General features: G+C 36.3%; 18 protein-coding genes. 17 read left to right on the top strand and 1 reads right to left on the bottom strand.

Annotation, left to right across the window (positions count from 1 at the left end; genetic code table 11):
- Positions 1-19 precede the first annotated feature (19 nt).
- The 15 genes from AAV35_RS11565 to AAV35_RS11495 all read left to right on the top strand — a co-directional run bounded on the left by AAV35_RS11565 (position 20) and on the right by AAV35_RS11495 (position 16,186).
- Complete coding sequence (locus AAV35_RS11565) at positions 20-1,921, top strand: pLS20_p028 family conjugation system transmembrane protein (RefSeq protein WP_008590593.1); 1,902 nt, start codon at positions 20-22, stop codon at positions 1,919-1,921.
- Between the two features lie 26 nt (positions 1,922-1,947).
- Entirely contained in the window at positions 1,948-2,271 is a 324-nt protein-coding gene (locus tag AAV35_RS11560; protein WP_237757033.1) for a DUF5592 family protein, read from the top strand.
- Complete coding sequence (locus tag AAV35_RS11555) at positions 2,255-2,461, top strand: hypothetical protein (protein ID WP_008590589.1); 207 nt, start codon at positions 2,255-2,257, stop codon at positions 2,459-2,461. Before AAV35_RS11560 ends, AAV35_RS11555 begins: the two co-directional genes overlap by 17 nt.
- The gene (locus tag AAV35_RS11550; RefSeq protein ID WP_008590587.1) at positions 2,462-3,121 is read left to right on the top strand and encodes a hypothetical protein; all 660 of its coding nucleotides are present in this window, start codon (positions 2,462-2,464) and stop codon (positions 3,119-3,121) included.
- Positions 3,122-3,124: 3 nt separating this feature from the next.
- Positions 3,125-5,047, top strand: a complete 1,923-nt coding sequence (locus AAV35_RS11545) for a VirB4 family type IV secretion system protein (protein ID WP_008590586.1) — start codon at positions 3,125-3,127, stop codon at positions 5,045-5,047.
- A 2-nt stretch (positions 5,048-5,049) separates the two neighbouring features.
- Positions 5,050-6,150: a lysozyme family protein gene (locus AAV35_RS11540; protein WP_008590584.1), complete on the top strand. Its 1,101-nt coding sequence runs from the start codon at positions 5,050-5,052 to the stop codon at positions 6,148-6,150.
- Positions 6,151-6,165: 15 nt separating this feature from the next.
- Entirely contained in the window at positions 6,166-6,744 is a 579-nt protein-coding gene (locus AAV35_RS11535; RefSeq protein ID WP_008590581.1) for a hypothetical protein, read from the top strand.
- Complete coding sequence (locus AAV35_RS11530; RefSeq protein WP_008590580.1) at positions 6,741-7,604, top strand: hypothetical protein; 864 nt, start codon at positions 6,741-6,743, stop codon at positions 7,602-7,604. Before AAV35_RS11535 ends, AAV35_RS11530 begins: the two co-directional genes overlap by 4 nt.
- Positions 7,605-7,855: 251 nt before the next feature.
- Positions 7,856-8,113, top strand: coding sequence for a hypothetical protein (locus AAV35_RS11525; protein WP_008590578.1), 258 nt, complete (start codon positions 7,856-7,858; stop codon positions 8,111-8,113).
- On the top strand, positions 8,110-9,273 hold the full coding sequence (mobP2, locus tag AAV35_RS11520; RefSeq protein WP_008590576.1) for a MobP2 family relaxase: 1,164 nt from the start codon (positions 8,110-8,112) through the stop codon (positions 9,271-9,273). Before AAV35_RS11525 ends, mobP2 begins: the two co-directional genes overlap by 4 nt.
- A 10-nt stretch (positions 9,274-9,283) precedes the next feature.
- Positions 9,284-9,712, top strand: coding sequence for a hypothetical protein (locus AAV35_RS11515; RefSeq protein WP_008590574.1), 429 nt, complete (start codon positions 9,284-9,286; stop codon positions 9,710-9,712).
- 39 nt (positions 9,713-9,751) lie between these two features.
- Positions 9,752-10,033 (top strand): hypothetical protein, encoded by a 282-nt coding sequence (locus AAV35_RS11510; protein ID WP_008590571.1) that lies wholly within the window; start codon positions 9,752-9,754, stop codon positions 10,031-10,033.
- Entirely contained in the window at positions 10,020-11,507 is a 1,488-nt protein-coding gene (locus tag AAV35_RS11505; protein WP_008590570.1) for an ImmA/IrrE family metallo-endopeptidase, read from the top strand. The genes AAV35_RS11510 and AAV35_RS11505 overlap by 14 nt, the downstream gene beginning before the upstream one ends.
- A 59-nt stretch (positions 11,508-11,566) precedes the next feature.
- A complete protein-coding gene (locus tag AAV35_RS11500; RefSeq protein ID WP_008590567.1) occupies positions 11,567-12,520 on the top strand; it encodes a toprim domain-containing protein in 954 nt (317 codons plus the stop codon).
- Between the two features lie 168 nt (positions 12,521-12,688).
- Positions 12,689-16,186 carry a hypothetical protein gene (locus tag AAV35_RS11495; RefSeq protein WP_008590566.1) on the top strand — a complete coding sequence of 1,166 codons (3,498 nt, stop codon included), beginning with the start codon at positions 12,689-12,691 and terminating at the stop codon, positions 16,184-16,186.
- A gap of 399 nt (positions 16,187-16,585) precedes the next feature.
- On the opposite strand, the gene AAV35_RS11490 is transcribed toward AAV35_RS11495, so the two are convergent.
- Positions 16,586-17,758: a hypothetical protein gene (locus AAV35_RS11490; protein ID WP_008590564.1), complete on the bottom strand. Its 1,173-nt coding sequence runs from the start codon at positions 17,756-17,758 to the stop codon at positions 16,586-16,588.
- 198 nt (positions 17,759-17,956) lie between these two features.
- Here AAV35_RS11490 and AAV35_RS11485 point away from each other — a divergent pair, with 198 nt between their 5' ends.
- Positions 17,957-20,641: an ATP-dependent helicase gene (locus tag AAV35_RS11485; RefSeq protein WP_008590562.1), complete on the top strand. Its 2,685-nt coding sequence runs from the start codon at positions 17,957-17,959 to the stop codon at positions 20,639-20,641.
- Entirely contained in the window at positions 20,641-21,948 is a 1,308-nt protein-coding gene (locus AAV35_RS11480; protein ID WP_008590560.1) for a hypothetical protein, read from the top strand. Before AAV35_RS11485 ends, AAV35_RS11480 begins: the two co-directional genes overlap by 1 nt.
- Positions 21,949-22,053: the final 105 nt, after the last annotated feature.

The raw sequence follows: 22,053 nt of genomic DNA, 5'->3' as shown, positions 1-22,053 counted from the left end.
TAATAAAGGTGGTGATGGAGTGTCCGATGAAGAACTGTTAGAGATATTGTTAAGGTTTTCCGAAGTCTTATCAACGAATAATATCTTTACATCTGGGTTAAGGATCGTAGGGTGGGGAACGATATTATTCTTGAAAATGATTGTTGATGGTCTGGAAGGAATGGTTGATCAGGTCTTAACCTTAACGGATTTCTTTTCGAGCGATCCCGTGACTAACTTTCTCGAAACCATCCAGCCTGCTCTCTACATTATGCTGGCCATCTCATTGGGAATGATCGGCTTTCGATTAATATTTAATAAAGAAAAGAATCGATCTGACATTCCAATGAACCTGTTTATATCTATCATGACGATTACTCTGTTGTCTTTTGGAATGGGGAAAGTGAATGACTTTACTGGAGATGCGATGGACATAGCGAAAGTACAAACAGATTCTTTTACCACCTCCGATCGAGTAATGGAAGACCATATTACAGACATAGTCATTTATGAAGAAACAGACTGGACAGATCCAGATGTAGAAGAACAACATCATATAAGCCCAGACTCAATTGATAAAATATCCATTAATGAAACGATTGACGATAGTTTTGAAAAATCTAATGGCGATAGCCTATCAAATAAAGGACAAAAGCTTGTAATGAACAAAGTAGGGTTGGAATCAAATGGCGAAGAAGGGCTTGTTGAGTTAGGAAAAAGTGGTCTGTTTGATTTCCTGCCAGAAAATTATTACAGGTGGCATGTGGATTGGTTTACTGCCATCGTAACTCTTTCCGTTATGGCTTTTACCATGATACTAATATCGATTAAAGTAGCCAAGCTCTGTTTTGAACTTGGCTTTAATCATATCGTGGCCTTAATCATGGCCTATGCGGATATTTCGACGGGCCAGCGATTGAAAGCGATCATTAAGAATATTGGAAGCATTTTTGCTTCACTTATCATGATTTTCTTAAGTCTACGTGTGTATATGTATTACACAACTTTTATAAATAATAATCTTGAAGGACTAGGGTATCTGATTGCTTTAATTGCAGGAAGTTTGGCTGTCATTGATGGTCCTAATATCGTGCAAAAACTCTTTGGAATTGATGCTGGATTGAAAAATGCCTGGCATGTGGCGATGGGTGGTTACCTAGCTTCTAAAACACTCGGACCTCCCGTGAAGAAAGCTGCAGGAGCTATTACAAGTGGTGGTGTATCAGCCTTGATGAATACAGGTGCCGGGACAGCTGGTGCGGTCGCTGGTATCTATGGACGCAAGGATGAGAGGAAATCTAATACAAATGGAAAAAGTGATTCATCATCAACTGAAGGAAATAGAAGTCAAGGAAACAGAAAAAAACAAGAGCCAAGTCCAATGACATTCAATCAGGAAGGGCAAAAAGGTTCGTTGGGAGGAAAAGAAGTTAGAAGTCCGGAGGCAGGAAATCGTTCATCCAGCTATGAAACTCAGGGTCAGTCCCATCCTTCTTCTCAGAAAGGGTCCTCTATGAACACTACAAAAGAAGTTTCCCCAGGAGGATTGGACGTACCGTCATCGAACCAAAGCAATGAGCAACCTATATATACTCAACCCAAGAAAGATAAAAAACAAGAGAAAGATATAGGTAGTAGTGAAACAGGAAGCGCACGTTTAGATGCAAACGATAATGAACCTAAGGAAGAGACAAACCAAATGGCTGAAAGCGCCAAATTAGAAACACCAGACGTAAAAGCTCCAAAAAGTACAGATGATATTCCTATGCCTAATCAATATAGAACAGAGCAGCGAACTGTAGGAGGATATATGAAAGATCGGTTGGGTGAGCGATTTACTAATAATCCTAAGGTTCAAAGTGCAAAACGGACGTATAACTTATCTCGAAACACTACGGAGAACTGGATAAATAAAATTAAGAAACGCGGGCCTGAGTCTTAACTTGGTCCGTGTTTTGTTATGAAGGAGTGTTTTTATTGCAATACAAGATACCATCCGAAATTGGAAGTGAGTTGAAGATCAACCGTCTATTTTATCTTACAGACTTACTTGTGGTACTTATCTTAGGCGGCATAGGCTTTACATTCCGATATGTCGTTCATTCTTCATTCGTTTGGTACTATGCGATTTTTTGGATCATATTGATGGTTGCTTGGTTGATCCGCCCCAAAACGAACCCTAAACTGCGTATGGTCAAAGCCTTGTTCTTAGCTGTCACAAGGGACCGAATTGCTTATTGTGCCATCGATAAAAAAGAGAGGGAGGATGGTAAGGATGAGAATCAAATATGAAGAGTTAAATGATGAAGAATATGCGTTTCAAAAGTTTAAGGCACTTCTTGAAGAACAGCTTGGACGAGACTTAACAAAAATAGAAGCGCGGAAGATTCGATGGTTGTCTGGATGGGAGCATGAGACGGTCGGCGTATTTTTTGACCTGATTCATGAAGTAGCAGGAAAGAAAAATAAGGGAGGACTTTAAATGAAGAAGAATAAGAAAGACCACCCTTTCTTTAAAGAAGACAGTTCCGAAAAAATGGCTCTTTTTGATGAACGAAAAACTACTGAGAAAAACAAGAAGCAGCAAAGGTCGCACGCTAAAGAGAAAAAGAGAGAGGTGGCCATTCCATCCATAGCTGAGATTCTCCCCATTCAGGACATGACCGAAGAAGGATCCTTTCAATTAAAAGGAGACACGGGTTATATGGACGTGATGCAACTTCAGAGTAAGGATATTTATTCTCCATCTACCCAGGAAACCGAGTACGACATCATGAAGATGGCTAAGTTCTTTCAATCGTATGCGCCGGATATCAAGATCGTATCTATGAATTTTCCGGTTAATATGAAAAAACAACTGGGTGCGATTAATTACAAGATTGCTCAAAACAAAGCGCCTCTATATGAGCGCTTTTTAATTAGAAAAAGAGAGGAGCTGCACTTTTTAGAGACCTACCGGACGAATAGAGAATTTTATTTATATATTTACGCGACTAGCCTTAAACAGCTTGCTGAGTATAGAAACAATTGTCGGCGTTATCTTGGACGAGTCGCTCCAGTCATTGAGTTAACCGATGAAAAGAAGCTTGATTTGCTTTATAAGCTATATAATCAAAATTCTAAATTAGAAAAGAGGGGTTAAGGAATGTTTTCATTTTTAAAAAAGAAGAGTGATGCCGAAGAAACACGAGAAAAAGGATATAACCCTTTCTTACTGGCCCATATTCAACCGCAAGGAGGAATTAAATTTCACGAAACCTTTACCCGAAAAGGAGACGGTTATGAAGTTTGTGTCCATGTGTATTCCTTCCCTAAAAATGTTTCAGACTTTTGGCTAGAACCTATATTTAATATGGAGAATGTTATTACTACTATGGATATTGTCTCGGATGATCGTTACAAAGTCCGAGATGGTTTAAACAAAGGGATGGCTGAACAGAGTTCCAGAATGATTAATGAAAAAGATAATGCAGGCATTATTGAAGCGCAAAATAACTACGATGATTTGCGGCAGCTATATAATCAGGTCTCTGAAGAAGGAGAAATCATAAAACGTGTTCATCTTAGGCATTATGTAAGTGCACCAACAAGAGAAGAATTGGAAGACAAAGTGAAAGTCGTCTTATCGACGTTACAGGACGAGAATTTTCGAGGATCCATCTTCTTGAACGAACAGGAATTCGAATGGAAATCACTACTCACGAATTATACAGAACAATCCACTTATCGAAACAAAAGGGAAGGTCATCCGATACCTGCATTAGGGTTAGCTGGTGGCTTTCCTTTTCATTTTACTAGCTTAAACGATCCTTACGGTACATTCTATGGAACGACACTCACCGGAGGAAACGTCGTCTTTGATCTTTTTCATAGAGATCAGCAGCGTAAAAGTTATAACGGGGTCATGGTAGGAGCGATGGGGGCAGGGAAATCTACTACGCTTAAGAAAATTATGCTGGATAATGCGATTAAAGGATATAAGGTCCGGACGTTTGATGTCACAGGAGAATTTGTGGAGTTAACGGAAGCTTTAGGCGGGAAGCAGATTGCTCTCGATGGTTCAGATGGGGTCATTAACCCTTTGCAGGTGTATCGAACGGCAGAGGACGAATACACATCATTTACTCAGCATTTATCCAAGTTGACTACATTCTATAAATTCTTAGCACCTGAAGCGAATGATAGTGAATTGAAAGAATATGAAAATCTATTAAGAAAGCTCTATGAAAAGCTTGGCTTATGGAACGATGATTCAAAATCAAATATAACTGAACTTTCTGTCCATGAGTACCCTATCTTTACCGATTTTCTTGCTTTTATCGAAGAACAACTCTATGAAAATATCAAGGAAGGGAAGCAAAAGGAGAAGTTGAGTCAGGAAAGGAAACGACGCCTGGAAAGCATCGAATTAAACATTCGTAACCTTGTAGAGACATACGCGCATCTCTTCAATGGAGTATCAACCATCGAACACTTTGATGAGCAACAGGTCGTTACTTTTACCCTGAGGGGCCTATCTCAAATGAGGGCAGAGGTTTTCCAAGCGCAATTGTTTAATGTACTCAACCTCTTATGGGACTCCATGCTAACGAACGGTTCACCTCAGTTTGATGCTTATAATCGAGGAGAATTAGCTTTTGAAGACGCTGTACGATATCTCATCTTGATGGATGAAGCTCACCACATCATTAATACAAAGAAGAAAAGTGAGAGTGCTCTTGATTTTCTTACAAAGTTTAGCCGAGAGGCCAGGAAGTATTTTGGTGCTCTTCTCTATGCCAGTCACACCATTCGTGATTTTGTTCCTGAGGGTTCGGATCAGAGTATGGTAGAGGAAATAAAGAAGCTTTTTGAACTGACCCAATACAAAATTATTATGCAGCAAGATAGTAACAACTTAGAGATGATGCAGCAAATATTCATGGGGCAATTAAGCCAGAGTGAATTAAAAGATATCCCTTACCTACAAACAGGGGAGACGATGTTAAGCATCCGTGCGGTTGAAAACATTCGTTTCAAGGTAGAGGTATCGGACGAAGAATTAGCCTTGTTTGGAGGAGGTGCATAAGGATGCCTTGGTCCCTTCTCCTGGGGTTAGTCCCTCGGAAAGTATGGCTTTGGTTGATTGGTATTCTGGTAGCTCTTTTCCTTCTACAAATGCTTTTGTATGCTTCAGTCATTACAGGGTTAATCGGTTATCAAAAGTCTTCCTCCAGTGAGGATGTGAGGTCCGTTGATGTGGTAAATGGAACAGCGCAAGTTTCAGCCGCACTAGAAGAGTACCGTCCTCTGTTTGAAGAATATGCTGAAAAGTATGGGGTGTCCAAGTATGTGGAGCTTCTCTTGGCCAAAACGATGCAGGAATCTGGGGGACGTCTTGATGATGTGATGCAAGCAAGTGAGTCTCTGGGTCTACCTCCAAACACGATAGAGGATCCTGAAAGAAGTATTAATGTCGGGATCCGATACTTCTCTGAAATGCTGGAGAAAGCAGGGGGAGATATTAAGCTAACCCTCCAAGCATACAACTTCGGTGGAGGGTTCATTGATTACGCAAACGAACACAACAATGGAGAATACAGCAAAGATTTAGCGATCGAATTTTCAAGGATGAAGTACCAGGAATTGAAGCATACAGGCATGTATTCCTGCATTAGACCTGAATCGGCAGAAACAGGTGCTTGTTATGGGGATATTGGTTATGTTGAGGCCGTTTTAAGTTATCTTAAAGGCGGAGTAATTGAAGCAGATTTACAACCAACGGGAGATTGGGTTATGCCCGTTGAAGGAGCACTCACACAAACATCTAATTACGGAATGCGCTCAGATCCTTTTGATGGAACACCGGACATGCATAGAGGTATTGATTTTGCTTGTACGAATGCTGTAACGCCTATTCAAAGCGTAGATAACGGTCAAGTGGTTGATGTGGTAAGAAAAAACTCTGGCTATGGAAATAACGTTCTTGTGAAACATGAAGAGGGACTTTATAGTCACTATGCTCATTTGTACACGATAAGTGTACAAAACGGGGAGATGATTCAAAAAGGAACAAAAGTAGGTAAGTGTGGTTCGACAGGAAACTCTACAGGTCCCCATCTACATTTCGAAGTTAGGACCAAAAAACAGTATCGTTCTGATGTAAATCCTGCCCCATATCTTGGACTTTAAGAAAGGAGAACATTGATGAATAGACGTGTTCTTTTCGGCCTGTTTGTCGTTCTGTTAATCGTTCTCACATCGGTTAATATATATGCTGCACGCACAGCATCGAGTGATGATCTACAGGAAAGCTTGCTTCAATCAAAAGTGAAAAACGAAAAGACTATGGAAGAAAAAACTGAATTAAAAGAGACGTTACAACAACAGGAACCTGCTGACATTCAAGCGAGATATGACGCTTTAGTGAAGCAGGTTTCTACGTTTATAGAGGTTGCTTTTAAACAGGATAAAGAGACCTATCAAGAAAGGAAAAAAGAAGCTCACAAGGTGATGAGCAACGATTTAGCTTCAACCTTCTTTCCTACAGAGACCTATAAAGGAGACAGGAAAACGGAGGTGGATGAAGTAGAAATATTCATCAAAACAGGAAATCTCACAAACAATCAAGCTAGCGTATTAGTTAAGTTTAAACACACACTCTATTCTTTGCAGAGCGATCAAAAACAGATGTCTCCTGTGTTCCTCAGAATAAATGCTCATAGAGAAGAAGGGCACTGGATAATAACAGATTTTCAAGACGTAGAAGAGGAGGGCTATTCATGAAGAAACAAACGAAACACATCACGGAAGGAACCACAAAAAAATATCTTATTGGATTAAGCGTCATGGCTATGGCGCTTCTTTTTTTCTTGTTTTCTGGTTTTATCTTTGGTGATGAAGAGCAGAGTAAAGTTCAACAAACGCCTGTCAATGAACCTTTGAACTTACAGGGATCAGGCGAACTGACCATAAAGGACTGGGTTTATAATCCAATGAAAAAGTTGATGGTTGTCACCTTAAACCTTAATAAATCAACCACTTTATTGGATGAAAAGTTAAGCTTCACGGCTCAGGAAAAAGAGCATCCAAAACGTGATCTTCCAACGCACGTAGAGTACAGCGATGAAAGTAGATATGTCATTAGTATCCAACAGGTAAGTCCTTCCTTTGATGTTATGGCCTTAAATGTAAATAAGGAAAATACCAATACGCTTTTAACGAAAGCGAGTACTCAAAATTCCTTGAAAGGGGGTGAGGAAAAGAAAGAGCTGGCACGTATTTATACAGATCAACGGAAAGTGGAAATGGACAAAAATCTAACCATTTTAACGGAGCAGAAATATGAAATAGCTGCTGTATCTGAAGAGATCGAAGAGGCTAAAGAAACTATAAAGGAGAAGAAAGAAAGCATTCAAACGATCAATGAACGAATTAAAGAAATTGATCAGAAAACCGTTGAATTAGAATCAGAACTTCTTTACGAAACAGAGGAAGAGAAAACGCAAACGGAAGCTAGAATTCATCAGCTAGAAAATGAAAAAGATCAGATTAATCAAGAGGCAGCTGAACATGAACTAGCCATACAAACTACCGTTGAAAAGATTGAGATGTTGGAAGAGAAACGGGAGATGATTTCGAACTAAATAGGGTTGTAGGTTGTGAAAAAGGTCAACACACGGACCGCACATCTCCTGTGCAGGGACCACACATCACGATGAATCCACGAATGAACGTTCCTATTTTAGCCGCACATCGACCGCACATCTGGCGATTTTCTTGTTCCCTCGTTTTGCCCGGCTCTGCCGGGATTCACACGCCAAGTGGGAACAAAAACCCCTTATGCTCTTCTCTTTATTCACTAGTTTTAGGACCTTAATCAGAAGGAGGGACTTTTATGGAAGTAAGAATTCGTTATATGGATCCGAAAACCGTCCAACGAATTGACGAACTCGCGAATGAAAAAGGGTTAAGCAGACAAGAGTTTTTGCATGCTCAGTTGCAACAGTTGGCTGTCTTTCGAGAAGAGAACAATCGTGAACAAAGACTCCAGCAATTAGTCGATCGAAACATCCAAACGATGGCACATTGTTATACGGCCATTCGAGAAATGAATGATCTCTTGCAAATAGAAGAACCAGGTGAAGAAGCATGAGTGAAACCGTAACGCCTGGAGTGGTTTTAAAAACAAAATTCGTGACGGCGAATAAGAAAGGATTTCAAGATTATGTGCAATACGTGGACCGTGAAGAAGCCAAAGGAAAGGGAGATGCTCATCGTTCCATGTTTAGTTTGTATAATCACTATATGGACGATCCGGATAAAACATCTGCTTTGTTTACTCAGCAGTCGGACCATCTATCGGTGGAAGGGAAGCAGGGGATTAAATCATTATTTGAACAGGCTCAAAAGGAGCACAGTATCATGTGGCAGGACGTCATTACATTTGATAATGATTGGCTTCAAAACCGAGGCGTTTATGATTCAAAGACACATACCTTAGATGAGGATGCTTTGAAGCAAGTGACAAGAAAATCCATGCAGGAGATGATGAAAAAAGAGGGATTACAAGAGAGTGCTGTTTGGTCGGCAGCCATTCACTATAACACCGATAACATTCATATTCATGTGGCCACAGTCGAACCAAACCCGACTCGTGAACGTGGAAAGAGAAAGCCGAAAACTCTAGACGCGATGAAAAGTGAAGTCGTGAATGGATTGTTAGATCGAACACAAGAACGAAATCAAATTAACTCGTTGATCCGTGACCATATGGTGAATGAAAAGAAAGAGAATAGCAGCATGAAATGGAGCAATCGTGAACTGAAACCTTTGTTCCTCGATGTGTATAATCACTTGCCTAAGGATAAGCGTCAGTGGCACTATGGCTACCAAACGCTGAATCCTATTCGACCGAAGATTGATGAACTAACGACAAGGTATTTAGATAAGTATCACGCCAAAGATATGAACCAACTACATGAAAAATTGGATCAAGAAGTCAACGAATTAAAACAAGCCTATGGTGATGGACCTAAGGAAAAGAAGCGATATCAGCATTACAAACAAAACAAGTTGGATGACCTCTATAAGCGAATGGGCAATGCTTTCTTACAAGAAATGAAACGGTACGATCGTCAACAGTATCCTAGACAAACTACCAATACAAATGCCCCTTATAAGTCCATGCCTTCCGGGATGCAATTGCAACATTCCTTGAGAAGCATTCAACGTTCGTTGGGACAAACGTATGACCAGTTTATCAATGACTTGGATCATCAAAAGTTGGAACGAGAAATCGAAAGAGAAAGGTAGGGGTACATGAATGAGAAAACGTCAAAATGTCACGTTGCATGAAGAGACAATTGCGTTAATTAAAGAGTATCAGGAACAGCACCATATTCGTTATCCAGGTGAAGCTTTGGATCGTATGATTGAGGAATGGGAAGCACAGAATGCGAAGGAACAATCACAAGATTATCTCATGAGTTTGATGGCTCAACGTTTTCAAGACGTGTTTTCTGAAGAGATGAAACGGTTGCGGTTAGCAGCCAATCGAAGCGATAAAAATACACAAGTCCTTCTAGAATTAATGAATGGTTTTGCGATGGATCAGAACTTAGAAAGTTGTGTTACCACGCCAATCTTTGAAAGCCAAGCAATGAAGGATGCGAAACAAGCGGTGGAAGAAAGGATCAGTCATCAGCGTCAGAAGAGAATAAGCGCAACAGAGACTCAACCAGCATCAAGCTAATGGTATAAATGAGGAATTTTTCAACAAAGGAGTGAGGATATGCTTTTATTTAATAGCGATTATGAAGTAGGTGTGTTTAAGCGTTTAAGTGAAAATAATGAGCTCGTGATGGACGTGGGCCAGCATGAATATACCTTAACGTTAAGTGCTGAGGAAATGGATGATCTTGAGCAACATTTAGTGAATCAAGAGAATCTACTCATTCCTTTTCATAAGAAAACAAAGGAACTGATATTAAATACTGAACCCAATTACGATGAGGAAGAAATGGAAGAACTCATGAACATCAGTGAAGGAGCTGAAGATCATGGCGAAGACTAAACAATCCTATAAACAGAAATCACCGGAAAAGGTCAAAGAAGAGATCAATCGACTGACAGAGGGGATGGAAGAAAGTATTTCTCAGCACTTTCATTCTCCTAAACAAATGAAAGAATATCTAGATTTTATGGGAAAGTTCCATCGGTATTCTTCACGGAATACTGCATTAATTGATTCACAGTTTCCAGGAGCAGAAGCTGTAGGTTCTTACGCCTTCTGGAAAGACAAAGGGTTTTCCGTAAACAAAGGAGAGAAAAGTCTAAAGGTTCTTGTACCTAATCGTTTAGGCCAACAGTTTCAAGATGAAGAGGGCGAATGGAAACCTTTGAAATATGCGACGAAAACAGAAAAGCAGCAAGTCAAAGACGGCCAACTCGATAAAAGAGATGGCCGTCTTGTTTATTCTACCGGTAGTGTGTTTGATGTTTCTCAGACAACAGCCACTCAAAAAGATCTACCTCAAATTTTTCCTAACAAATGGATTGATGGGGAGGTAGAAAACTACAGCCAGCTTCGACAAGGGATGGAAGCTATAGCAGAGAAAAATAACATTCAAATTGTAGAGCCTTATGAAGAGTTAGGAGCAGCCAAAGGAGTAAGTTACACAGGAAGAGGTGAAGTCGCTCTTAACCCGCGTAACTCTGAGCGTCAAGATACAAAAACTCTGTTACATGAACTGACTCACGCCAAGCTTCATACGAAGGGAAATATGAGCGACTACACCAAACCGGAGAAAGAATTTCAAGCTGAAATGACAGCTTATACGGTTGCTTCTTATTTCAATATTGACACCAGTGACTACTCATTAGATTATCTGCATCACTGGACCAAGGATCACGAATTTAAAGACCATGAAAGCCTATTACAGAAAGTTCAGTCAACAGCTAAAGAATTTATTACAACCATTGAAGAATTTATGGGCCAAGAAAAGGAAGGGGAGAAAGATATGAGTGGTAAAGAACCAAAACATGAAATGGAAGAGGAGAAACAAGAAAAAGAGATATTACCTTCAGAAAAGCTTCGGGAAATGTACAGAAACCAAGTGGGCAAGGTTGAAAAAGATAGCGGGCCATTTATTAAGGAAGAAAAGGTCGAAGAGGATTATTCCCTTCAAGGTTTCAAAGATGCTTATAAGAAGGAGCTTATGAACTTTATTGAACCAACAGTCGGAAAAGAATTGGATAAAGAAGAAAATAATGACCGACAAGAACGTTTAAATCAGATGCGTGCTTTTCAAGAGACTCATAGTAAAGAAGAGGTGTACCAAATCAAAAAGGAATCTCTTCAAGAATTAAAAGAACTTCCTTTAACGGAGCGTGGGGAGCAGCGACTGTCTCAAATAGAGAATAAGTTGGATCGAGAGTTCCATGAAGAGAAAGAAAGCACTACATCGGAAATGAAGAATGGAAAGGGGCGTAATGAGACGTTTCAGCAGAAGGATAAGCAAAAAGAAAAAGTAGAGGTTGAACGATAGGCAGGGAGTTTTCTCCCTGTCTTTTTTTATATCTAATTTTAGAGAGGAGGAAGTGCTGCATGGCCAAACATGTAAGCGCGGACCAAGTGGAGGTTGCTCGGAATGTGGATCTCATAGACTATCTGGAGCGTAAAGGAGAACCATTAAAGAAAGAGGGGAGGTACTATCGACACCAAGCGCATGACAGTTTAGTGATTAAAGATCAGATGTATGCCTGGAATTCCAGAGGCGAAAAAGGAGCTGGAGTCATTAACTTTGCGAAAATGTTTTATGGCATGAGCTTTCCAGAAGCTTTTCTCGATTTGAATGAACAAGGTTATAAAGTGAAAGACAATGTCCAGGAGCAAAAGCCTAAGGAGCCTTATCAATATCCTACTCATTATGAAGTGAACGATAGGACAAAAGCTAAAGATTATCTTATGAATGAACGTAAAATCCATCCAAAGATTGTTCAATGGCTGGATAATAAAGATTTAATCCCACAGGACAAGCTCGGAAATGTAGTTTTTAAGTGGAAACAGCAGGGAGAAATCGTTGGTGCGGATCGGCAAGGAACCTCTCCAATGAAAGGTGGACGAATGTTTAAAGGTATTGATAGGAACAGCCATGGTTCGGCTGGGTTCTCAGTTGATATAGGTAAACCAAATTCCATTTATCTATTTGAGAGCCCGATTGATGCACTTTCTTATTGGAGTATTAAGAAAGAAAAGTTACAAGATACTCGCTTAGTTTCTATGTCTGGACTTAAGCGACAGGCCATGATTGATGAAATCAAACGAATGGGCAAGGAAGGTAATAAGGTGAAGCAGATAACTTTTTGTACAGATAACGATAAGGTTGGGAGGGAGTTTGGTGAAAAATATTACAAGCTACTTCCAAAGCAACTTTCATGCATCAATTTACCCGAGGCCAAGGATTGGAATGAAGAGTTGATTCATAATTATAATATGAGGGTATGTGAAAAAAGTAACAGGAAAATGGGTATAAAATGGGGTTCGAAAGAATTTAGTTAATATTTTTGAACTATTAATTGGGAGAGAGGTATAAACACGTTTTTGTAGAATAAATAAATGAGTGGTATAAGAATGGTAGGTTGAGTGGTGGAGTAAATTAAAACAAATCCTGTGATTTTTAGATCATATGTAATATATCCTCAGAATTTTTCTATAAGGAGATGAAAAATGAGTTTAGAGCAACTATATAAAAAATACGATTCACAATCATTAGCCAAAGCTTTGTATGCTATAACTTCATGGGTTTCCAATCGAAGGTACCTTGCAATTGTAGATAAACTTAACCGTACGTTTTTGGATTTAGAAGACACTGATAATTATTATCAAAGCATTAAAAGCTATCGAGAATTTCAAGATTTCTATGAAGAATTAAGTGTTTTTTTCTCTACAACTGATAAAATGATGGTTGAGGATTTTCCGATTGATACTGGAGAAATAAAGTATTTCAGTAATGACCGTTTTTATAAAGTATTACTTGGTAATGGGTCCGAAAACACCTATGAAACGTGTTTTTTAATTGATAGTATCATTAACAGTATTAATGAAGAAAAGGTCAAAAATATCTGGAAAGAAATATTAAATTATGAAGACTATATACTATCAATAATTTATAAAGGCGACCATAATACAAATGATAAATTTGAATGTCCTCCTGAGAAATATTTCAAGAATATTTTTGATAATTTTGCATCATTTAATAACCAAATTCTATCTTCTTATTTTGATAAATTCGTTAGTGTGAATGATGAATTATATAGGTTTTATACAAAAGAAGGTGAATTGCCAGTCTTTCTTCCAATGATGAAAGAATGCTTTCTAGAAAAACTTATAAATGATTATAGTTCTAATGAAATTAAGTTTGGGGTTTGGTCAAAGCTTATTAACTCTATAAGAGAAAACTTTTTAGTAGATAGAAAAGAAACTATCACGATAATGTATCCGGTTATATTAGAACATAAGGTACTGGATTACTCATTTGCAATATTTGACAAGGGTAATGCAATTATATTTATCTCTAATGCCTATGATTTTGATACTAAGTATTACTTAGAAGGTTTGTATAGTGGATCAGTTAAGTTAGGAGGGTTATTTTCTAACGTAGGTGATAATATTTATGTTGATACAAACGAGGGTAAAAATATTTCATTTCAACAAATTGACGATGATCATTTAAACCCAAATGCTACTTATTACAGTTCAATAGAAGCAGATGAAAGTATTATTGATGCAAAGGGACTAGTTGGCATATTTAATTTTTCCTCTAGTATTGAGGAGATAATATCCTTTCTAAATTATTATAGAAATCCACAACAAAATGATGTATTTAATGCTTCAGGCATGACTGGTTTTTTTCAGATTTGGAAAGACATGGATAATGTAGTGGATGAGGGAGCACTAGACCCAACAATTTTCATTCCCCCTTATCAATCGGTACATAAAACTTTTGAACTGTTTAAAAATGAATTGGTAAGTTATCCTTTTGAGTATCCTTTTTCCTTTTCAAGTGTGCATTCATGGGATATAAAAAAAGAAAGCAAGTCGGATTTAACTTTAGTGGGGAAAGAACATTCTGGAGAAGTTAACTTATTTGAATCAGAGAAGAAAAAGCTAGCACTCTATGAAACTCATTTTATGATCGAAGACATCACAGAAGAGATAGTTGAAACCATTTATTCATTCCAAGAAATAATTATCAATGAATTAAATGAATATAAGGATAAAATATTGACACAATATGATGAAAATTTTTTGGAATTAAAATTAGTTTCGGAGAGAATCCTTAAACAAAATGCATTGCATAATTCTATTGTTGAAACAGAATACTTCAAAAAATTAATAATCAAATTTAGAGATAAACCTTCAATTGTTTTAGTCAATCCTTATTGGAATAAGATAGCAGAAAATAATATAAAAAGTACAACGAAGAAGTTCGAAAATGAACTCTTGATAAGTCTCATGGAGGGCTTAAGTTTTGGTGATTCTATTAGTTTGTTTTCGGAAATTAGAAAAAATGATAATGAGAAAAGAACTTCTAAGATAAGCAAAGTAGAAGTACCCTACTATATAAAGCCACACTCTTATTTTTCTTCACCTAATAATGCAGCATTTAAATCTGTTAGGAAAACAATGGCAGAAACGTTAAAGAAAATAGGATTGGAACCGAATGATTATGAAGAAAATGAAATTCTTGGTGTTATTCGTCAGTTTAGAAATGAAATTAGAGACGAATTGCTTATTAATTTAAGTAATTTCGACAGGTTACAAACTCATAAAAAGTTATTGGATCAATACTCATCAGTACTCTTTCAAATTGATATACACCAAAAAAGAATTTCGAGCTTTGCAGCCGATAATTACTTAAAAGATATTGCTATTAAAGAATTTAAAGAACGAACTATAAGTATGAGGGAAGAGGCTAAAACCTATAAGTTTATTTTGGAATATACAATGGAAGAGAATCTGAGTTTATTAGATAGAAAAAATAACTATATTGCTTCATCAGAAGATATTGAGGAATTAGTTGCTTTTTCAAAATGGATTGTTGACTTTCAAAGCATGTCTGATGCCGTTAATTATGGAGCAGTGGGCTGGAACAAATTGAGTATACGTGAAGATTACGTTATTGAAATTGAAGAAACGGAAAAATATCTATCTGATGCTCATAACATTAGACGATTAAGATATGACTATGGTGACTATTCAATGCGGGATGACTCAATTGACGAAATTTTTTTTAAAAAAATCGAAAATAATTTTAAAATAGATACAGGATTATCATTTAAACTTGTTATTTCACTTATGTATTTTTTAGAGTCCCATCAATTAATTTCTGAGTTAATAGAGAATGAAGAAGCTAGGAACCATAATAATATAGTAGAAACACCTACTAATATACTTGCTAGAGAATTTGTGAATTTAGGAGTATATTCTTTAGAAGATTTCTATAGTGCTTTGTCTTTTATATCTTTAAATCCTAATGAATTAATAGATAAATCTGGCATAATTCCAATATGGGAGAAGAAAAAGAGAAAATGCAAAATGTTAGCACAGCCTATTTTACATGTTGGAGATAAGGTATTGTACTCTCCAGTTTCAATATACGAGTTACGTAAGTCGTGGGTACAAGGAATAATGAATTTTATTATTCCATATGACATTGGCATGGAAAACACAGTAGCATTAATGAACCAATGGAAAAGAGAATATGAAAGTAAAATAGTGAGAGATTTAGCAGCGTTATTTAATCATTCCAAATACATTGTCTATATAGATCAAGAATTATATAAATTGGATAAAAAGGGGAACCACCCACGCAATTTGGGTGACTATGACTTAATAGTTATTGATGGACTGAGCCAAAAAGTATTTTTATTTGAAGTAAAATATATGAGACTTAGTCAAACCATGAAAGATTCGATGGGGGACCAAAATGAATATTTCACTGGAAAAAAAGCAAAAGCAAAGAAATTTAGTAGACGAGCCGAATATTTCGAAGAAAATAAAAATATAATTCTTCAGAATTTAGGATTAAAAGGGTATTATGACGTTCAAAGCTATTTTGTAAGTAATAAAAATATTAGATCTTTCTTTAGAGATTACCCCTTTAATATTTTAAGTTTTAATGAAATCAAAGCGAATTTAGAATCTCAAGTTTTTAATGAATGATGTGATAATTACTATTTAAATAAGAGGACCCATAACCTACTCAAATAGTGAATTAAAAAGGAAGTATGGGGAAGTTTAAGGTGAACGAATTCTTTCTCGAATGTTTAAAAATTCTAAAGTTTTTTGTGTAGAGGGACCGGACCATAGAATAAAAGGATTAATATGATCGGACGTTAGAAAATGTTATGAGATACCACGAAAATCCACACATAAAAAAGAGAAGGGATTCATGTGAAGTAATTATGTTAAATAAAAAGGACATTGAAGTACAAGACGGCCACGAATATTGCAAGAAAACTAATATGAAAAACTTGTGTTGCGTACTTCAATGTCTTCTGCTCTCCAACTATAAGAGTGTCTGTATGTTGCGTTGTATGATGCATCATCGCCTTGCAAATTTTATTCTATGAATTTGAATTGGTATTCAATCCATTCTTGCACAAGTATTTCGGATAAGAAGAAATGTTGAGCTATATCTAATAGATCTGAAAATTCGATATTATCTGCCCTTATTAAATGGGTTCTAAATGAAGCGTTAGTTACTTTTTTTCCATTTGATAAGGAGTTATCTAATCTTTGTTTAATATCTTCCCCCACGTAAACATTAATAGCTAAGTCCAAATGGTTCAGATTAACTTCATTAAAATGAGTGCCTATTGGATCAATGCTATCTAAATGGATCATACGACCAATCAACATATCCTCATTGTTATTTGTAAATGTAAGTTCTTCTAAAGACATACTTAGATGACCGCTATCATTAAGTCCTCCAGATTTTCTGTTCGCTGTTACCTGTAGTGAACGTATCCCTTTAATATGATATTCCCAATATTTTCTTTGATCTTTTTCATTACCTATATCTTCATTTGATATTGGAGGAATAATAAATTCACAACCCTCATTTTGATTTGGATATATTTTAATAGTTTCAATCCAATATGGGTTTGGTGGCTTTAATAAATCTTCTTCTATTGGAAATCCAGGGTGTTTATCAAAAACATCATAGGGGTTTAATCTAACATAGATTTTATTAGCGCCATATTTACTTATAAGTAGGTAAGGGATCATACCACTTAAATTTGTATTAAGTTGTAAATAGGAATTTTGGTATTTAGCTATTGTATATTTTTCCATTGGTGCAGGCTTGTAATCTAGTTTTTCTAGATGTATTAATTCTAAATCTTTGGATCCATTAGGACGTTTGCGAGTATGTTCAAACAATTCGGGATGTCTAAGAAAGATAGGTTGTTGGCGATGATAATCTTCGAAATTCCTGAAGAACAATCGTTTGCGGAATCTCTCTTCAATTTCAGTACCAATCAGAATTAGAGCAGCCCTTACACTGCTATCCAACTCATTAAAATAAGTACTTAATAATAAAGGATTGGATTCATCATTTCCTGTTATGTAATCTTTCCTTATATCTACAAGCCGATCTAATAATCTTGTATCTTTTTCCTGCATAATTTTAATAATTGCTATTTGTGGAGGGCATTTAAATTTAGAGGTATCCCAATACTTTTCACTTAAATATGTGATTTTTTTCTCGTAGTAATCTATTTCGTCTAACATTTTTAGTAAACCTCCTTTAACCTGCAATTGAAATAAGCTTTTTGACTTAATAAACCATTAGATATAGTATATACTCCCTGAAGCACAATATTGTTTGTGATAAAATTTTATCATATAAGGTTCAGATTTATTGGATAATATGAGATGATTTTTAAAATTGGAATTTTTTGAGTTGGTGAAGTTTGTAGGAGGGGTCTAATGTCTTATTGGATAGAAAAATCTTTATCAGAAGAACAATATCAGCCTTTTAAGTCACTAACAAAGAACACTAGTATTTTAGCTGCTGCTGGATCTGGAAAAACTAGAACACTTACACATTTAATAATGAAGGATTTAGAAAATGGAGTGGATCCAAAGGATATAGTAATCTTCACATTTACAGAAAAGGCAGCAAAAGAGCTGTTATCACGGATATATTTTTTAGCACTGCACCATCTCCCGGATGTAGATTTACAAGGAATGTATATTGGAACAATTCATGGATGGTGTCTAAAATTTTTAAGTGAGCAAAGTGAATATTACAATTTTACACCCATAGATGAATTGCATTTAGAAACGCTAGTGAATAGGTTGTATGATGATTTAGCTTTAGAGGGCTGTTACGGACAACCTTATCCTAAGGGGATAGATTTATTTTTAAATGATCTTGAAGTATTCTACAATGAAAACCTTAATTTGAACTCTGAAGTACCTATTCCACTAAAGGCACGACTAGAACGGTTTGTCTCTATACTACACACGAATAAATTACTTACATTTGGAGGGATGATTAGAAATTCTATTAGCCACCTAGAAAATAGCGGTCCATTACCTAATCTAAGTAGGCTTTATGTAGATGAATTTCAAGATGTAAACACCTCCCAAGTTTTATTGATTAAAAACATGGTTAACAATAAAACAAAATTAACGGTAGTTGGAGACGATCTACAATGTATCTATAACTGGAGAGGTAGTGATGTAGAAAGAATTATTAATTTTAAAGAAGATTTTAATGATACTTCTGTACATAGGTTATCTTCAAACTATCGTTCAAGACCACCAATTGTAAGGTTAGCTAACAATCTTGCTGAAAGGGTTGAAATGAAAGATCCTGAAAAAGAAATGTTGTGGAAGCGAGAAGAACCTAATGCAGAAGCGGTAAATTGGCTTAGTTCAGAGTCTTTAGATGAACAGGCAGATAAAATACTGAATATTGTTGAAAATTATCATAAAAATGGAGTCCCATATAATAAAATAGCAATACTTCTTCGTTCAGTTGTAGGTTCAGGACAATCTATAGTAAATCATTTAAAAGAAAATGGCATACCTGTGAACTGCCCTATACTTAATAGAGGTGGACAATTTATTAATGAATTCTTACTGCCCGTTTTTAATTGGTTAAAGTCAGAAGTTGCAGAACCCAAAAATGAAGAAGAAGAAGCGGAAATAGAGAAAGAAACTGAAGAACTATGGTCTCTAGTAAGTAATTGGGTTCCAGTTGAGTTAGAAGATGAATTTTGGGATGGGATACACGATTGGGCTGATCAGTTAAGCGAAAATAAGAATTATTCCTACAATGTGAGAAAAAATCTTTATGAATTTTTGGATAGATGCAATGTTTACGTTGCGCCTGAAGATAATGAACTTATGATTGGGATGGGGATTGGAACACAAATAATAAGAAGTGTCGAAGAGATACATAGAAGAAGGTTGAGTGGATTTAATAGGAGGAGCGCAAGAGGAGTTATTTCTGAAGTGTATTTTTCTTTATCTAGATATCAGAATAATTTTGGAGAGAGTACAACTGTTGATACCACACAAGAAGGCATATTGGTAACTACAGTTCACCAATCTAAAGGGCTAGAATGGCCAATTGTTATTTTACCTATGTTGGAAAGTAAGAGATTTCCTGTTAATAGCCGTCCTCATGAATCTAGTTTTCCAGAAGAATACACAAAAAATTATGCTACCACACTAGAGGATGAGAGAAGGTTATTCTATGTTGCTTTAACTAGGGCAAAAGAAAGACTCTTTTTACTTGATCCTTGTAAAAGTAAACCAAAATCTCGCTCTATATTTTTAAAAGAGTTTGATGAAAAACAACTTATAGAGCAAAAAGATATAGCATCATTAGATCCATCTACTTGGATACTTAATCAAGAGGATATACAAGATGAGGATAATTCACCTGTAACCGTGGGCCTCTCTGATGTTCTAATTTACGATGAATGTCCTTACCAATATGGTTTAAGAAGAAAAGCTGGAATTCAACCACAAGTTGGAGATGAGTTAGGTTTTGGTAAAGGTCTACACGAGATTATTCAAAGAAGACTTGAAGATAATAATCCTTGGACAATAGAAAAGCTTAGAGAACAAATTGAAAAATATATGACACTACCTTACATGTCTGAAGAATCAGAGGAAAAGAGTAAAAAAGCTGCAGAGAAGAGAATGGTTGAGCTAGAAAGGTTAGGTGTATTTAATAATCCTGTGGAGTCTGAAGTCACAGTAGAAGTGCTGTTAGCAGAGGGGATTATTACAGGTGTTGTGGATGGGATTGAAAGTGACAGTAATGCTTCTTACAAGATTAGAGATTGGAAATCAAATGTTCATGATGAACTAATTAACCGATATGAAAAGCAATTACAGTTTTATAGTTATGCACTTAAGAAACAAGGGAAAGAAGTGCATGCTGCTGATATTGTAGATGTAGGAAAAACAGCTAAAACTAAGAAGTTAAGTAGCATAGATATAGATATCTCACAATCAAGTGTTATGAATCTATATAATAGTCTGGATAATGCCGTTAAAGGTATTTCAAAAAATGAATACTTCCCAACGCCAAGTAATCAATCTTGTGCAGTTTGTGATGTAAGAAGCATTTGTTCAAGGAGGAGTTGTTAATGGGGAATCTATCTCTATCTGATAAAGACGATATTTGGATTTTAAAACCTGAGAAAGAGGATTTAGTTGAAGCGGCTAAGTATGCTGCTATTACATTACCGTGGACATTCAACCGGATGATGAATAATACTGGAGCAAGTGGCCAGATTAATAGAGCATTAAATATTGCAAAAGGTATTGCAGCACAAGAAATGCTAAAAAAAGTATTTGAAAGTAAGGGGATAAAAGCCCGTGTCCAAAGAAAAAGTTATAGAGAAGACGACCTCTTTGATTTTAGGATAGATATTAATGGTGAAGAATTAAGTTTAGATTTAAAAACATTTAATCACTTTTCGAATTATCAAAGAGATGAGAGAGAAGAGCTATCAAAAGAGCTGATTGTAAGTAATTCAGGTTATGGTGGTCCAGATTGGAGAAAATTCTTCCCTATGTTAATACCACATACTCAGATAGGACAAAGTAAGGAAGCATACTGCTTTGCCCTAGGTACAAGCATTGATTTTAGGAAAGATGTTACTACTGATAGGGACGATTATTGTATAACAGCATTTCCCTATAAGGAATTCTTGCCTTTTTTAAGCTCAAAGAAGCTTTGTTTAAAAAGAGAAGAAGCTGGAGAGGGAATATATATTAATTGCAATTATGCAAAAGAGCCGTCTTTATTTAATACACACGATTGTATTGATTTAAAAGTATTCGGGGAATGGGATGGCCAAATGAAGGTAGAAGAGGTCGTTCTTAAAAGTGGTGATTCTGTAGAAGTCGGGCCTTTTTCATGTATAGCTTCTTTCCAGATACCAAAGGACAGTTTTGAAAATCTGGAGGGAAACATTGAAGTAGAAGTAAGCAGAAATGAATTTACTACATCCGTTAGAAATACAAGTAGAAGAAATATAAATGTGCCACCAGATTCTACACTAACCTTTGGCAAAGATGACTTCTGTAATCTAATTTTGCCAAGAAATTATACTTTATTTGTTCTTGGTTGGATCACAAAAGAAGACTATTTAGCTGCATGTACTAAATACACTGGTTGGGTTTGGCCGAATGATCGAGTCGATAAGTATAAAAATCAGCCTTGGAGTCAGATTACTGAAAAAGATAGAAAAATGTTAAAGAAGACTGGTTTTGAAAGATATATATCATCAAATCCACGGTTGATAGATGCAGGGTTCATGAAGACTACGGGGCTTGGAAGCGGAGCATATTGTTATGTGTATCCTAATATTGGTCGCGGTGGTGGTATAAGAGAAAATAACTTATATGTATTACCGCAGGACTTAAATATCATGGATAACCTTGGATAACCAGTTATATCGGATAAAGCTTTCAATACATTAACTTCTTTGTTAGATTTAATACATGTGAATAAATTTGAAAAGTTATGGAAATCCCCTTAATCAATAATTATT

It is taken from the genome of Salimicrobium jeotgali, assembly GCF_001685435.2.
Taxonomy (GTDB): Bacteria; Bacillota; Bacilli; order Bacillales; family Halobacillaceae; genus Salimicrobium; species Salimicrobium album.
The sequence above is the reverse complement of the archived record's forward strand: the minus strand, read 5'-3'. Positions and strand labels throughout refer to the sequence as shown.